Below are 13,589 nucleotides of genomic sequence, written 5' to 3' on the forward strand. Positions count from 1 at the left end.
GGTCTCACGTGGTCATGCGGGAGGGTGTGCAAACAAAGAAAAAGCCCGACACCTGGCACGGTGTCGGGCTTCTTCTTATATGTAGTGTTCGCGGCTAACTGCCTGCTCAGGCGTTGCTGCGGGCCCGCGTGCGGGCGTTGCGGCGCTTGAGAGCGCGGCGCTCGTCTTCGCTCATCCCGCCCCAGACGCCGGCGTCCTGGCCGCTCTCCAGTGCCCACGCGAGGCAGTCGGAGACGACGGGGCAACGGCGGCAGACGGTCTTCGCCTCGGCGATCTGAAGCAGCGCGGGACCACTGTTCCCAACGGGGAAGAACAGCTCGGGGTCCTCGTCGCGGCAGATCGCGCGGTGGCGCCAGTCCATTGGAACTACTCCTCAGCTAGGCGCGCACAAGGGCACGCCGGTTGTCAGCGGTCGTTTTGGGGTGCTTGTGAATGCTTTCACGAACGGCTGGGATGTCAAGGGGTTAGCACTGACCCGGTGAGTGAACTCACCCAAAAGATCGACAGCGTTCACCTGGGGTTTCACGCTCTGCTGTCACTCGACTGCAGTACATCGCGGGTCGATACCGAGACAGTCACGAACCGATCACGGACTGTCAAGTTGCTTATACGGCAACAGTCAACGCGTCGGGGACTGCCCGGAACTCCACCGCAGTCGTCTTGCCGAGGAAATCACCGTCGACCTGGAGGTTGGCGGGCTCCTCGCACTTCACTCTGACATAACCCACGTCATCACGCCGAACGAGATTCCCGCTCTTCGGATTGCCCGTCGCGAGGATCTGGGCGATGTAGCGCCCGACCGTGGGAACACGAAGGGTCTTCAGCGCACTAAGGCCGAGGCCGCCGTCGAACGACGTGCTCGGGTTGAGCTGGATCGCCTTGTCGCCGAAGTACGTCCACGGGTCGGTGTTCGACACGAACACCATGCCGACGTCGTTGAACGGTGCTTCGTCGGGAACCTCGACCGTGAAGCGCTGCGGCTTGCGGACGTTCTGCGCATAAGCGCCGAGCGCGACGGCCAGATAGAGAGTGGGGCTCGCGTTGTGGCCCTTGGCGCGCTTGCGTTCCACGCCCGCGACGACGTCGGCGTCGAGGCCCATGCCCGCGTTGAAGGTGAACCAGCGGCCCTTGCCGCCCTCGACGACGTCCGCGAAGACCTGGCCGAGCCCGATCCGGCGCTTGGTGCCGTTCTCGATCGACTGCAGCAGGACGTGCGTGGCCTCGACGGGGTCGCGCGGGATGCCGAGCGCGCCCGCGAAGACGTTGGCCGAACCGCCGGGCACGACGCCGAGCATCGGCTTGTCGGGGCGGGGGCCGCCGCGCAGGATGCCGTTGACGACCTCGTTCACCGTGCCGTCGCCGCCGTGGGCGATGATCAGGTCGAACCCGTCCTCCGCGGCCTTGCTCGCCGCGTCCGCCGCGTGGCCCCGGTAGGAGGTCTGGATGACCTCGAGCTTCACGTCGCTGGCGAGCGCGTGCGCCAACACGTCACGGCCCGCCGGCGTTGTTGTAGTCGCCTGCGGGTTCACCACGAGAAGAGCGCGCACTACTTGAGAGTAAGACAGTGCGTGACGGTCAGCCGCGCGCATGTCCTCCCTAAGGGTGGCTCCAGCCTCACGAAAGTGGCCCAAATCTCCCTTCCGCTCGCACTGCGTGCGCCTCGCAGACGAGTGCACCCCGGACGACCGCCGGCTCGCTGAAGGCCCCTTGATCTTCCCCCGGCGGACGTGCTCGGCGAGACCTCCGACCGGGTGGCCTACGATCCGTGACCAGTACAGAACGTGAGGAAAGGTCTTCCGTGACCACTGCACCGCGCTCGGTCCGCGTCGCCGCCGCGCTCACCTTTCTGCAGGGCCTGGGCGGTATCGCGCTGGCTGTCGCGCTCGTCGTCCGGGTGATCCAGGGCGCTGCTTCCGGCGGCCCGATCCTCGGCGCCGCCGGCGTGCTCGTGCTCTGGTTCGGCGGGGTGATCTTCGCGTCGGTGATGTTGTTCCGCGGCCATCACGGCGCGCGCACGCCCGTGGTCGTCACGCAGCTGCTGCTGCTCGGCTGTGCTTGGTACGCGTACGGGCCGTCGGAGCAACAGTTGCTGGGCTCGTTGGGCGGTATCTACTGCGTAGTGGTGCTCGTGTTGCTGTTCACCCGCGACGGTCGCCAGTGGGCGATGGGTCTGGCGGATGTGAACGAAGGTGACAAAGCCGACTAACGGAGGGTGGTCACGGTCACACGTCCGAGTGAAGCTGTGCGTGGTTGCTTAACCACTCCCTGCACTCACGAGGTGACCAACCATGCGTGTTCTGACCGCGATCGCGGGCGCTTTCCTGGCAGCGCTCACCCTCGCTCCTGTCGCGTCCGCAGCTCCGGAGGAGCCGGACATGTCGCCGATGATCATCGGCGGCGGCAACGCGACGAACTTCCCCTACGCGGCCCGTTTGTTCGTGAACGGCCGCGAGAACTGCTCCGCGACGAAGATCGCACCTCAGTGGATCCTGACCGCTGAGCACTGCGTGGCGTCGGCCGGCACGTACACGTTCCGCGTCGGCAGCCTGGACCAGACGTCCGGCGGCCAGTTCGTCACCGGCACGCAGATCATCAAGCACCCCTCTGTCGACCTGGCCCTGGTCAAGGTCAACACGACGTTGAACACGCCGTTCTCCCCACTCGGCACGACGTCGGACGTGGCGGTCGGCCAGACCGCCAAGCTCTACGGCTGGGGCGCCACCTGCACCAACCAGCCGGAGATCAACTGCCAGTCGCGCTACCTGAAGGTCGCGAACACCCGCGTCACGTCCGTCAACGGCCAGGACTACCGCGGCGGTCGCGCGGTGTCCGTCACGCGCGTCGACGGCATCGCGGCGGGCGGTGACTCCGGTGGCCCGATGTTCAGCTCGAACGGCAAGCAGGTCGGCGTCGCCTCCACCTCGGACCGCTCCACGCGCTCCAACTACACCCACGTCGGCGCCTACCGCTCCTGGATCCGCCAGTACGCGGGCGTCTGACCTGTTTGACCAGCGGTAACCCTGCGATGGCCCTCGGCTCCGGCCGGGGGCCATCACCCTGCGTGTTCACGAATGGTGGATGGACACGAACGGAGTAGCCAGTTACCGTGCTGCCAGCGTTCGCGCCGCTCGGGAGCAGGGTGAGGTGCGCAGTGCAGGACGGCCCGCAGCGGGTGACGACAAACGGCGATTCCGAACGCCCAAATGTCGCCCGCCTCTTCGACTACTACCTCGGCGGCGCGCACAACTTCGCGATCGACCGCACCCTGGCCGAGGAAACCATTCGCCGCTTCCCGGTAGCCGAAATGGCCCGCACGATCCGCTCCTTCTCACGCCGCGTGGTGCGCCTGTGCGTCGAGGAGATGGGTATTCGCCAGTTCCTCGATCTCGGCAGCGGCATCCCGACCGCGGGCAACGTGCACGAGGTGGCCCAGTCGCTTGATCCGTCGTGCAACGTCGTCTACGTCGACCACGACCCGGTGGCCGTGGCCCACTCCCGCACCATGCTGCGCGACAACCTGAGCGCCGCCATCGTGCAAGCCGACATCTGCGACGTCGGCGCTGTTCTGAGACATCCCGAGACACGCCGCCTGATCGACTTCACCAAGCCGACCGCCGTGCTGATGGTCGGCATCCTCCCGTACATCCACCTCGAACCGGCCGGTGTGGTGGCCCGGTATCGCGCGGCGTTGTGCGAGGGCAGCGTGCTGGCGTTGACGCACCTGACCCGCGATGTCGAGCCCGCCCTGGTGGACAAGCTGATCGACCTGTCGGACGGGATGGGGTCCGAGCTGGTGCCGCGGTCCAAGCAGGACATCGAGGAGTTCTTGAGCGGGCTGCAGCTGCTCGAGCCCGGGCTGGTGCTCGCGGCGCACTGGAGGGCGGACGGGGAACTACCCGGCACGTCCGCCGCAGCTGACGCTTCTACCTATGGCGCGGTCGGGGTCATTGCAGGCTGACGAGCAGGTACCGCTCGTCGTCGATCTCACGCCCCCACAACGCTTTGTCTCGCAGCGGCGTGATCGCGGCATGCTCGCGGACCTCGCTGACGAGAGCCTCGCACTCCGCCGGTTTGAGGCCTGAACCCGTCGACCAATGGCCTTCCACCAGGACGAGCCGTCCGTTCGGTTTGAGAAGCCGTACCCAGGCCTTGAGCGCGGCCGCCGGGTCCGGCAGTGCCCACAGCACGTGCCGCGCCAGCACCACGTCCGCGGATGCTGGCGCGTAAGGAGGCTCGGCCGCGTCGCCCTGCACGAACTCGGCTGTTGTTCCTGCCGCCCTGGCCTTCGCGGTGGCGGCCTCGACCATGCGCTCGGCGAGGTCGACGCCCCGGACGCGGTGCCCGGCCTCGGCCAGCAGCACCGCGAGACTTCCGGTGCCGCAACCGAGGTCGACGACCTCCGACGAAGCGGATGGCATCAGTGGCAGCAACAACTCCGCCCATGCTGCTCGCACGCCCGCATCTCGCAGACCGTGGTCCGGTTCTTCGTCGAAGGTCGCCGCCTGCTCGTCCCAGAAGGTTGTCACGCCTTCCTGTCTAGCTGGTCTTGGCTCGCAGCGCCTGCCCCGAAGTGGTGGTGACGTTCAGACCCCGCCCTCCACGGGGGACTGACCACCACTAGGCCAAGACCCAAATTTAGCGGCGAGGGCGCGCTGTCAAGACGCCGTTAGCCGATCTGTGGACAACTCGCCGTGGCCGATCGCGCCGCAGCGAGTTGTCCACAGATCGCCGAGTGGTGGGTTGACAGGCGGTTTTCGCGGCTAGGGTCCTTATTGGCCGGTCTGGCCCCCGAGGAGGGCGGGGCCCTAGCCGTGTGCGCTTTCGTGCGATCGCGAGCCGCTCACCCCGGAAGGCGTCCGCCGACTCGCCGGAGCTAGCTGGTCTTGGCTCGCAGCGCCTGCCCCGAAGTGGTGGTGCTGTTCGTGACCGACGTGCCGCTGCTCTTGCGCCACTGCAGATCGTTCGCCCCGGTGCTGCGCTCGACCTTGACGCCGGTCAAGGACACACCGGTGACGCTGTCCGTCGTGATGGCGGGCCGCCCGTCGTTCTTGTCGAACTCGATGGTGCTGTTCAGGAACTTCACGTCGACAGCGTTGCGAATCCAGAACCCGAACGCCGGCCGCACTCCGAAGATCCGCGGCGGGTATTCACCGGAGACCTCCGGCGGGTTCTTCGACGAGTCGCCCTCACCGTGACCGCCGGGAACGGTCAGCCGCACGTTGTCGAACGTCAGACCGGTGATCTTCGAGTCCGAGCGGCCGGAGATCGTGGACGCGTACTCGGGGTCGCCCGGGATGTCGCGCGGTGCGGTCAGGTTCGTGCCGGTGATGTTGCGGTAGGTGATGTTGCGGATCTTGCCGGTGGGCGGCGAGTTCGGGCAGCGGCCGCGCTTGCCGATGTGGATGAAGATCGGCGAGGCGGTCTTGGTGAGCTGGATGTTGTCGTACAGCACGTCTTCGATGACCGCGCCGTCCATCGACACCATGCCGAGGCCCGCCTTCGAGGCGCCGGTGACCTTGAGGTTGCGGAACTGGATGTTCTTGAAGCTGCCGCAGGTCTCCGAGCCGAACTGGATGGCGTTGTTCTCCGTCGACTGGATCGTGGAGTCGCGGACGACGTTGTTCTCCGACACAAAAGTCTTGCCGGTGGCGAAGTCGGACTTGAACGCCACCGCGTCGTCGCTGGCCACGACAACAGAGTTCGAGAGCTCCACGTTGGAGCTGTTGATGAAGTTGATGCCGTCGCGGTCGTCGGGCGAGTCGACGGTGATGCGGTCGAGCTTCATCCCGTTGCAGCCGTTGGTGATGATGGCGAAGTGGCCGGCTTCGCGGAACGTCACATCGGTGATGTTGACGTTCTTGCAGAACTTGAGCGAGAGCATCTTGTCGCCCTTGCCCGCCGGGATGTTCTCGCCGGTCTCCAGCTTGTTGGCGCCGTCGATGACGCCCTTGCCGGTGAAGCTCACGTTCTCGACGTTCTCGCCCCACAGCAGCGCGTTGCGGAAGTGGCTGTGGCCGAAGTCCTGGTACTTGGAGTTCGGGTTGGACTCCGGTGCGTCGATGCCGCTGCCGGACGCCACGATTCGCGCGCCCTGCTGGAGGTTGATGGTGACGTTGCTCTTGAGGTGGATCGAGCGCGACAGGTACGTGCCGGGCGGGATCTCGACGACCCCGCCGACAGCCGACGACGCCGCCGCGATCGCCTTGTCGATGGCGACCGAGTCGATCGCCTTGCCGTCGCCCTTCGCGCCGTAGTCCTTCACGTTGAAGCTGGCCGCCTTCGCCACGCCCACCGGTGCCACGACCACCGCTAGCGCGAAGAACGCGCCGGTCAGTCGACGCCTCATCGTTGAGAGGTCCTTCCTCGTCCTGCGTCGAGGGCGGCGGCAGCTCGGCGTCTGAAACGTTCTGAAAACGATTTCATTCTCGACCATAGTGTAAGGCCGGGCCTGAAGTACAGGGGTGACTTCGGGCCCGGCCTGGCTCAAGCGGGGATCAGCCCCGGTAGGCGCCCTGCTGGCCCACCAGCGCGGCCGGACCCTGGTACTGCGCGCCACCGAACGCGAGGATCGCGTAGCCGATGATGCTGAACAGCCACAGGCCGACGACACCGAAGACGGAGTCCTTGCCGAAGGACTTCGAGATGTCCATCGAGACGATCAGCGCGATGATGATGTTCACGACCGGGATCAGCATCAGGATGATCCACCAGCCGGGACGGCCCGCGACCTTCAGCCACACGTAGATGTTGTAGAACGGGATGATCGCCGCCCAGCCCGGCTGACCGGCCTTCGCGAACGTCTTCCAGAAGACGACGACGCCGAAGACGATGAAGGCCAGGTAGATGATCGTGCCGACGATGCCGATGCCTGCGGCGGCGGACGGGTCGATGTCGGTAGTCGGGTCAGTGCCCACGGTCTTTCCTCTTTCCACGCTTACTTTTGGTGCCGGGGGATCGGCGAGCGGGGACGCTGCCAGGACCGTGGACCTGTCCTGTGTGGAATACCCGTTTCGTGAGCCTTTTGAGACCTTCCGTCAACCTTCAGAGTGATGAGCCGAGCTTCTGCAGCGCTTCTTCGGCCACTCGCATCACTGTCCACTCGTCCATTGGGACGGCTCCCAGCGACTTGTAGAAACCGATCGAAGGCTCGTTCCAGTTGAGGACCCACCACTGCAGCCGCGTGTAGCCGCGGGCGACGCACTCCTGGGCGAGTGTTTCCAGCAGTTGCTTGCCCAGGCCGTTGCCGCGCTGGTCCGGCGTGACGTAGAGGTCTTCGAGGTAGATGCCGTGCACGCCGTCCCAGGTCGAGAAGTTGAGGAACCACAACGCGATCCCGACGACCCGACCGTCCACTTCGGCCACGTGACCGAACAGCGCCGGGTTCTCGCCGAACAGAGCTGTGTGCAGCTGCTCCGACGTGAGGTGGCACTGCTCGGGCGCCCGTTCGTACAGCGCCAGCTCGTGCACCAGCTCGACCACCGCGTCGACGTCACGCGCTTCTACCCGTCGGATCATCAGATCTCCCATGCCGGAACGTTGAGCCTGCGCACCTGCGGGTCGCCCCGCTCGTCGCCCAGCTGGCAGATGCCGGCCGGGTCCAGTCCGAAGTGGACACCCTGGTCGGGCGCGAGACCCAGCCACCCCGCGATCAGCACGCGGCTGAAGTGCCCGTGGCCCACCAGCACGACGTCGCCGCCGGGCAGGATCTTGCGCACCTCGGCGAGCACCTTGCGGGCTCTGTCCTGCACCTCGGCGTGCGTCTCGCCGTTCGGCATCGGGTGCGTCCAGACGGTCCACCCCGGCACGCGCTCGCGGATCTGGGGCGTCGTGATGCCCTCGTAGTCGCCGTAGTCCCACTCGGCGAGGTCCTCGGTGGTCGCGTTGACCTCCAGGCCGGCGAGCTCCGCCGTTCTGGTGGCGCGCTGCCGTGGGCTCGTCAGCACGAGCGCGGGGGCCTGGTCGGTTCCCCTCAGCCGGGCGAGCGTGGCGCCCGCGCGGCGTGCCTGCTGCTCGCCCTCGGGCGTCAGCTCGATGTCAGTGCGTCCCGTGTGCCTGCCGGTCTCGGACCACTCGGTCTGGCCGTGCCGCAGCAGGTAGAGGTGGGTGCTCACCTGTTCGATCCTAAGGAGTGACGGGGAGCACGTTTGGGGGAGTCCACTTCAGAGGTACCCCGCTCGCCATGACCGCCGAGCACCCCGACCACGGCGCACCTGACGAGGTGGACGCCCAGGAGATCCGTGAAGCCTTCGGGGTCCGCGTCGCGCGCATCCGTGCTGAGCTGACCTCCACGTGGAACAAACTGCGCCAGAACGAGCGGGACACCGATATCAGAGACAAGTGATGTTTCGTTTCCCCGGAAAAGCGCGGGTTAAGTGAGGGAAATCCCCTGCGGTTGCTCTGAACGGCGTAATACCCAGGTCTGGACGTTGTTTTAATTGGCGGATCGGCGGCCGAACGGCGTGCCGCGTGCTGTCCGGCGTCGCTAGAACTGAGTGGTATTTCTCTTTTCGAGGGGACTCCACTCATGCGCCGAACAGTCGCGCTTCTGATATCCGCTGTGCTGGCCGCGGTCGTACCCGCGCTGCCGGCCGCGGCCGCACCGGAACCACCGTCGACGCCGGGGTGGGCGGTCGTGGGCGACAGCATCCGCTGGACAGCCCCCACACCGATGCCGGTGTCGGACGCCGGTGTCGAGTTCTGGGAGGGTGACCGGCTCCTCGGCACGGCCCGCGAGTCGGCCGACCTGCGCACGTTCACGTTGACCGCGCAGCTGAAGGACCCCGCCGCGCTGCAGGTGCGGTCGGCGGGCAAGCGACTGGACGTGACGCCGTCCGCGACACCACCACCGCCGCCGCCGGCGAACCTCTCCGTGCCGGAGCTGCCCGCGTTGCCGCCGGAGGCGGAGGCCGATCCCGGCCAGCCCGGGAAGTACGCCACCACCAAGGGCGAGTACTCGCTCGACCCGATCAAGCTGCCCGGCTACGCGGCGCCGATCGAGATGGACGCCGTCGTCGTCGCGCCCGAGGGGGCCCACGGCAAACGGCCGCTGGTGCTCTTCCTGCACGGACGGCACTACACCTGCTACAGCAAGACGAACCCGAACCGGATCTCCCTGGAGTGGCCGTGCTCCGCGGGTCTGACCGCCGTGCCGAGCCACCGCGGTTACCTCAAGGCGCAGGAGCTGCTGGCGTCACAGGGTTATGTGACCGTGTCGATCTCGGCCAACGGCATCAACGCGCAGGACGCGCTGACCGCCGACGCGGGTGCGCAGGGGCGTTCGTCGTTGGTGCGCACGCATTTGGCGAAGTGGGCTGACTGGTCGGCCGGCCACGGCAACGCGCCTGACGTGGTCAAGTCCGCGCCCGCTGACCTGTCGAAGGTGTTGCTGGTAGGGCACTCGCGCGGTGGTGAGGGCGTCAACCGCGCCGCGACCGACAGCATCAACCCGCCGCCCGGCGACACCGGCTTCAGCGGCCCGGTGCGCTGGCACATCCGCGGCAACGTGCTGATCGGCCCCACGATCTTCGGCCACAACCCGCAGCCCGACGTGCCGTCCGTGACGTTCCTGCCCGGTTGTGACGGCGACGTCTCCGACCTGCAGGGCCAGATGTTCGTTGACCAGACCCGCGGCGTTTCGCGCGGCGCCGCGTTGCACAGCGCGCTGTACGTGATCGGCGCGAACCACAACTACTTCAACAGCGAGTGGACTCCTGGCCAGGCAGAGGCTCCGGCGTCCGACGACTTCTGGCCGGGCCAGCAGCCGGACCCCGTGTGTGCTCCCGGTGCTCCCACGCGTTTGACCGCCGACCAGCAACAGGCCGCGGGCTCCACCTACATCGCGGCGTCCGCCCACCTGTTCCTCGCCCGTGACGAGTCGGTGCTGCCGCTGCTCGACGGCTCGGGCGTCCGCGCCCCGTCCGCCGATCCGGCCCGCGTCCTCTCGCACGCCGTCGGTGGCGACCGCAAGCCGTTCGTCGTGCCGGACACTCTTGCTGCCGCATCCGGCAGCGCACGGGTCTGCGCCCAGGTGACCGCGGATCCCGCTGCTTCGTGTGGTTCCGGCTCGCCGCACCTCGTCCGCTTCCGCTTCGCCGCTACGCAGCCGGAACGCCAGTCCGTCGCGCTCAAGTGGACTTCGGCGGGCCAGGCGGGTGTCGTTGCTCTGGCCGAACCTGTGTCGTTGCACGGATCGCATTCGCTTGCACTGCGTCTGGCTGTCCCGCCGAACGCTCCGGCCACCCGCTTCGCCTTCGCCGTGACTGACCAAAGTGGACAGAAGCACTCGCTGGGCGCGGTGTCGGTGACCGGCCTCCCGGGCACCGCACGCCTGAGTGCGTTGTGGGCACAGGAAGTCCGCGTTCCTCTGCCTGCCGACCTCGGCCAGGCGGCTTCGCTCGAGCTCGTTCCCGAGTCGGCTGCGGGCGAGGCACTGCTGATCGACGCCCACGGCTACGACAAGGGCCTCGTCCCGGTCGTGCCGGCCCGCCTCGGCCGCGTCGACGCCACCGTGACTTCGGTTCTGGAAGGCGACTCCGGCACCGTCACCAAGAACGTCGTCGTGACCGCCACCGGCAGCGGCACGCGCACGGTCCGCCTGTTCTACCGCGACTCGGCGACCAACACCCCGGCCACCAAGCTCGTGACGCTCAAGCCGGGCGAGCACCAGACCGAGGTGCCCATCACCTACACGGCCAACACCAGGTGGAGCGCCGACACCCAGTACCCGATCGGCGTCGTGGCCATCAACAACGCCGTGGTGGGCGCCGCGTTCGGCGGCTTGCTCGTCCGCAACGACGACCCAGCGCCGAAGCTTTCCGTCACCCCGGTCGCCGACAGCGTCGTTGAAGGCGGGACGTTGAAGTGGAAGCTCACCCTGTCGGAAGTCGCCGACTCGGGCTTCATGCTGATCGGCCGGCCGGTGGCGCCCGCTTCGGGCGCCGAACTGTCCACAACGGACGTCAGCGCCGAGTGGCTGCTCAACAACTCGGGCGAGGAACCGTTGCCGTCGCGGCCGTTGTCGTCCACCGGCATCGAGTTGTGGACGTTCATCGCGCCGGGCCAGACGTCAGTGGAGGTCGACGTGCCGACCATCGCCGACACCGAGGCGGAAGGTGAGGAACAGATCCACCTCAAGTTCGAGGGCCGCTCGCCCACGGGCACGGACTTCGAGGTGACCGGCAAGGTCGCGTAACACCAACAACGGTGCCGCTTCCACCTCAGGAAGCGGCACCGTTGTTCCGCTCCTGGATCGCCAGTGCTCGCTCGAAACACGGGTAGGCCGCGCCGTGGTCTCCCAGATCGGTGAAGATCCTGCCGAGGCGGCCAAGACAGGCGCCGACAAGGGGATGGTCAGGCCCGTAGAAGTCCTCGTAGATGGCGAGTGCCTGCTCGGCCAGAGGTTGCGCCTCGGCACTGCGCTGCAGCTCGTAAAGGGTGGTGGCGATGTTGCTCAGAGCCGTCGCAATCCACGGATGATGCGTTCCGTACGTGGACCGCATGACGGCGTAAGCCTTCTCGTGCAGCTCCAACGCCTCCTCGCGGCGGTCCAGGCAGGCGAGCGCGTGTCCGAGGCCGTGCATGCTGATAGCCGCGTTGACGGGGTCGTCGTGGGCCTCGTAGATGGCAAGCGACCGTTCCAGTTGTCGTCGCGCCTCGTCATGGCGGTTCTGGCGGGAGAGCACGCGGCCGAGGTTGTTCAGCGTGGTGGCGAGCAGGTGGCTCGTGGGGCCGAAGAGCGCCTCGTTGATGACCAGAACGCGGTTGTAGAGGGCTTCGGCGTCGGAGTAGAAGCCGAGGTTGCCCATGACGAGTGCGAGGTTGTTCAGGCCGGCGGCAACCTGGACACTGTCCGGGCCGTGTGCCAGCTCGTCGATGGTGAGAGCTCGTTCGAGCAGCGGACGAGCGTCGGCGGTGCGGCCGGTGGTCTGCAGGAAGATGGCCGCTCGATCGAGCAGGATGCTGCTGTGCTCTGTTGCGGCCGTATCGGCTTCCGCCGTGGCGAACAGGACGTGCGGGAGAAGGGCTCGCCAGCGCGGCCAGTTGTCCGGTGCGTTCTGGACGTCCATGGGCAGGTCGGACAACAGGAGCTGCTGTGCCAACGAATTCGCGGCTGTGCTGCCGGCCTGCCGCCCCTTCAGCGACTGCTGGAGGAGCCGATGGGCGATGGTCACCTCTGTGCGGCCGCGCCGCACGAAGAACCGGTCGGCCAGAGCGCCCACTGTCTCCGCCCAGCTGAGCGGATCTTTGGCCGCATCGGCGAGAGGTACCGGCAGCTCGTCGGCGTTCCGGGTGAAGAGATTCAGCGGAACAGGTTCGGGTGCCATCCAGACGAGCATGTCCAGCAGCTGGACTGCTGCTGGGCTCTGCTCGGCCAGGGCGGCCAGCGACATGTCCCACAGCGTTGTCAGGGTTTCCTGCCGGTCGATCACCCGCCCACGACCGATGACGTCTGCTGCTCGTTGGTGGAACAGCGCGATGTACTCGTCTGGTGGCAGGCCGGTGGTCTCCAGGTAGGCCGCGGCCTGTTCGATGGCCAGGGGCAGGTCGCCGAGCAGTTCCGCCAGTTCGTCGGAGGCAGCGGGCACGCGTCGCCGGAGCAGCGCGATGCTCTCGTCGCGATCGAGCACGTCCAGGTCCAGGACCGTGCCGAGTGCGCTGAACCCGTTGCGCCGCGTCGTGATCACGACCTGCCCTGCGCCTCCGGGTAGGTAATGCCTCAACGCGGCCGGATCTTCCGCGTTGTCGAACACCAGCAGCCATCGCCCCCGAACGCGGAGGTGCGCGAGAACCGGTGCGATCGTCGTCGGCTCGACGTCGAGGCCGAGAGCGATGCCGAGCGCGGTCAGGTGGTCGGGGATCAGCGCGGGCTGCTCGGCCGGGATCCACCACACGATGTCGAAGTCGCTCGCGTGGCGGTGCGCGTACTCGATCGCCAGCTGCGTCTTGCCCACGCCTCCCATGCCGTGCAACGAATGCACCGCAACGGTCTGACCGGAGCGCATCAGTTCAAGCGGCTCGGCCCGCCCGGTGAAGTTGGGGTTGCGCGGTGGCACGTTCCACACAGCCGGCAGCGCGCCGGGGAAGCCCGGTTTCACGCGACCTGGGAAGCCCGGTGGCTCGGAGGGCTTCAGACGCCCGTCCACGGCGCCCTGGACGGCTCGGAGCAGGCGAGTGCGGGCGGTGTTCTCGTCCACGCCGAACAGGTCGTCGCTGACGACCGAGCCCAGCAGCCCAGGCCGTTCGCAGTCCTCGATCCGCAGCACCAGCAGCGTGCGGCCAAGGCGTCGGGCGGCCTGCCATTCCATCGCACCGAACACCGAGTCGAGGTAGGCGGTCGACAACACGGCGATGGTGCGGGAAGCGCCCTGCACGCCGGCGTTCATCAGGTCGAACCAGTCGGTGCCCGGCACCATGTCCCAGGCCTGGATCAGGACGCGGTGGCCCTGCTGTTCGAGTTCCCAGGCGATCCACTCGGCCCAGGTCTTGTCGACCCCCGTGTAGGAGACGAAGAAGTCCCACGTGTCGTCGCCGGCCACACCCGATCATCGCACGTGGCCAAACGATGGTTACGCGGAACGGCGCCGCACCCC

13 protein-coding genes are annotated in these 13,589 nt (G+C 67.3%); 5 read left to right on the top strand and 8 right to left on the bottom strand.

All coding sequences use genetic code 11. The annotated features are described in order from the left end of the window. Positions 1-106: 106 nt before the first annotated feature. Positions 107-361, bottom strand: coding sequence for a WhiB family transcriptional regulator (locus ABZX92_RS30100; RefSeq protein ID WP_015104912.1), 255 nt, complete (start codon positions 359-361; stop codon positions 107-109). Positions 362-605: 244 nt separating this feature from the next. Beyond that, positions 606-1,547 (bottom strand): diacylglycerol kinase family protein, encoded by a 942-nt coding sequence (locus tag ABZX92_RS30105; protein WP_355566581.1) that lies wholly within the window; start codon positions 1,545-1,547, stop codon positions 606-608. Between the two features lie 251 nt (positions 1,548-1,798). On the opposite strand from ABZX92_RS30105, the gene ABZX92_RS30110 reads away from it, so the two are divergent. From ABZX92_RS30110 to ABZX92_RS30120, 3 genes are all read left to right on the top strand, one after another. Beyond that, on the top strand, positions 1,799-2,206 hold the full coding sequence (locus ABZX92_RS30110; RefSeq protein WP_355566584.1) for a hypothetical protein: 408 nt from the start codon (positions 1,799-1,801) through the stop codon (positions 2,204-2,206). Positions 2,207-2,288: 82 nt separating this feature from the next. After that, complete coding sequence (locus tag ABZX92_RS30115; protein WP_355566587.1) at positions 2,289-2,999, top strand: trypsin-like serine protease; 711 nt, start codon at positions 2,289-2,291, stop codon at positions 2,997-2,999. 140 nt (positions 3,000-3,139) lie between these two features. Continuing rightward, positions 3,140-3,958 carry an SAM-dependent methyltransferase gene (locus ABZX92_RS30120; protein WP_355566590.1) on the top strand — a complete coding sequence of 273 codons (819 nt, stop codon included), beginning with the start codon at positions 3,140-3,142 and terminating at the stop codon, positions 3,956-3,958. On the opposite strand, the gene ABZX92_RS30125 is transcribed toward ABZX92_RS30120, so the two are convergent. The 5 genes from ABZX92_RS30125 to ABZX92_RS30145 all read right to left on the bottom strand — a co-directional run bounded on the left by ABZX92_RS30125 (position 3,945) and on the right by ABZX92_RS30145 (position 8,111). After that, positions 3,945-4,526 carry a class I SAM-dependent methyltransferase gene (locus ABZX92_RS30125; protein WP_355566593.1) on the bottom strand — a complete coding sequence of 194 codons (582 nt, stop codon included), beginning with the start codon at positions 4,524-4,526 and terminating at the stop codon, positions 3,945-3,947. The genes ABZX92_RS30120 and ABZX92_RS30125 overlap by 14 nt on opposite strands. 347 nt (positions 4,527-4,873) lie before the next feature. Next, on the bottom strand, positions 4,874-6,346 hold the full coding sequence (locus ABZX92_RS30130; RefSeq protein ID WP_355566596.1) for a glycosyl hydrolase family 28 protein: 1,473 nt from the start codon (positions 6,344-6,346) through the stop codon (positions 4,874-4,876). 148 nt (positions 6,347-6,494) lie between these two features. Next, a complete protein-coding gene (locus ABZX92_RS30135; protein ID WP_355566599.1) occupies positions 6,495-6,914 on the bottom strand; it encodes a DUF5684 domain-containing protein in 420 nt (139 codons plus the stop codon). A 127-nt stretch (positions 6,915-7,041) separates the two neighbouring features. Then, positions 7,042-7,515, bottom strand: coding sequence for a GNAT family N-acetyltransferase (locus ABZX92_RS30140; RefSeq protein ID WP_355566602.1), 474 nt, complete (start codon positions 7,513-7,515; stop codon positions 7,042-7,044). Then, on the bottom strand, positions 7,515-8,111 hold the full coding sequence (locus ABZX92_RS30145; protein ID WP_355566605.1) for a histidine phosphatase family protein: 597 nt from the start codon (positions 8,109-8,111) through the stop codon (positions 7,515-7,517). Before ABZX92_RS30145 ends, ABZX92_RS30140 begins: the two co-directional genes overlap by 1 nt. Before the next feature lie 68 nt (positions 8,112-8,179). On the opposite strand from ABZX92_RS30145, the gene ABZX92_RS30150 reads away from it, so the two are divergent. Beyond that, entirely contained in the window at positions 8,180-8,341 is a 162-nt protein-coding gene (locus ABZX92_RS30150) for a hypothetical protein (protein ID WP_355566608.1), read from the top strand. A 183-nt stretch (positions 8,342-8,524) separates the two neighbouring features. Beyond that, a complete protein-coding gene (locus ABZX92_RS30155; RefSeq protein WP_355566610.1) occupies positions 8,525-11,191 on the top strand; it encodes a hypothetical protein in 2,667 nt (888 codons plus the stop codon). Between the two features lie 25 nt (positions 11,192-11,216). Here the strand turns inward: ABZX92_RS30155 and fxsT are convergent, their stop codons facing one another. Next, the gene (gene fxsT, locus ABZX92_RS30160) at positions 11,217-13,535 is read right to left on the bottom strand and encodes an FxSxx-COOH system tetratricopeptide repeat protein (protein WP_355566613.1); all 2,319 of its coding nucleotides are present in this window, start codon (positions 13,533-13,535) and stop codon (positions 11,217-11,219) included. Positions 13,536-13,589: the final 54 nt, after the last annotated feature.

The organism is Lentzea sp. NPDC006480 (assembly GCF_040611995.1).
Lineage (GTDB): Bacteria > Actinomycetota > Actinomycetes > Mycobacteriales > Pseudonocardiaceae > Lentzea.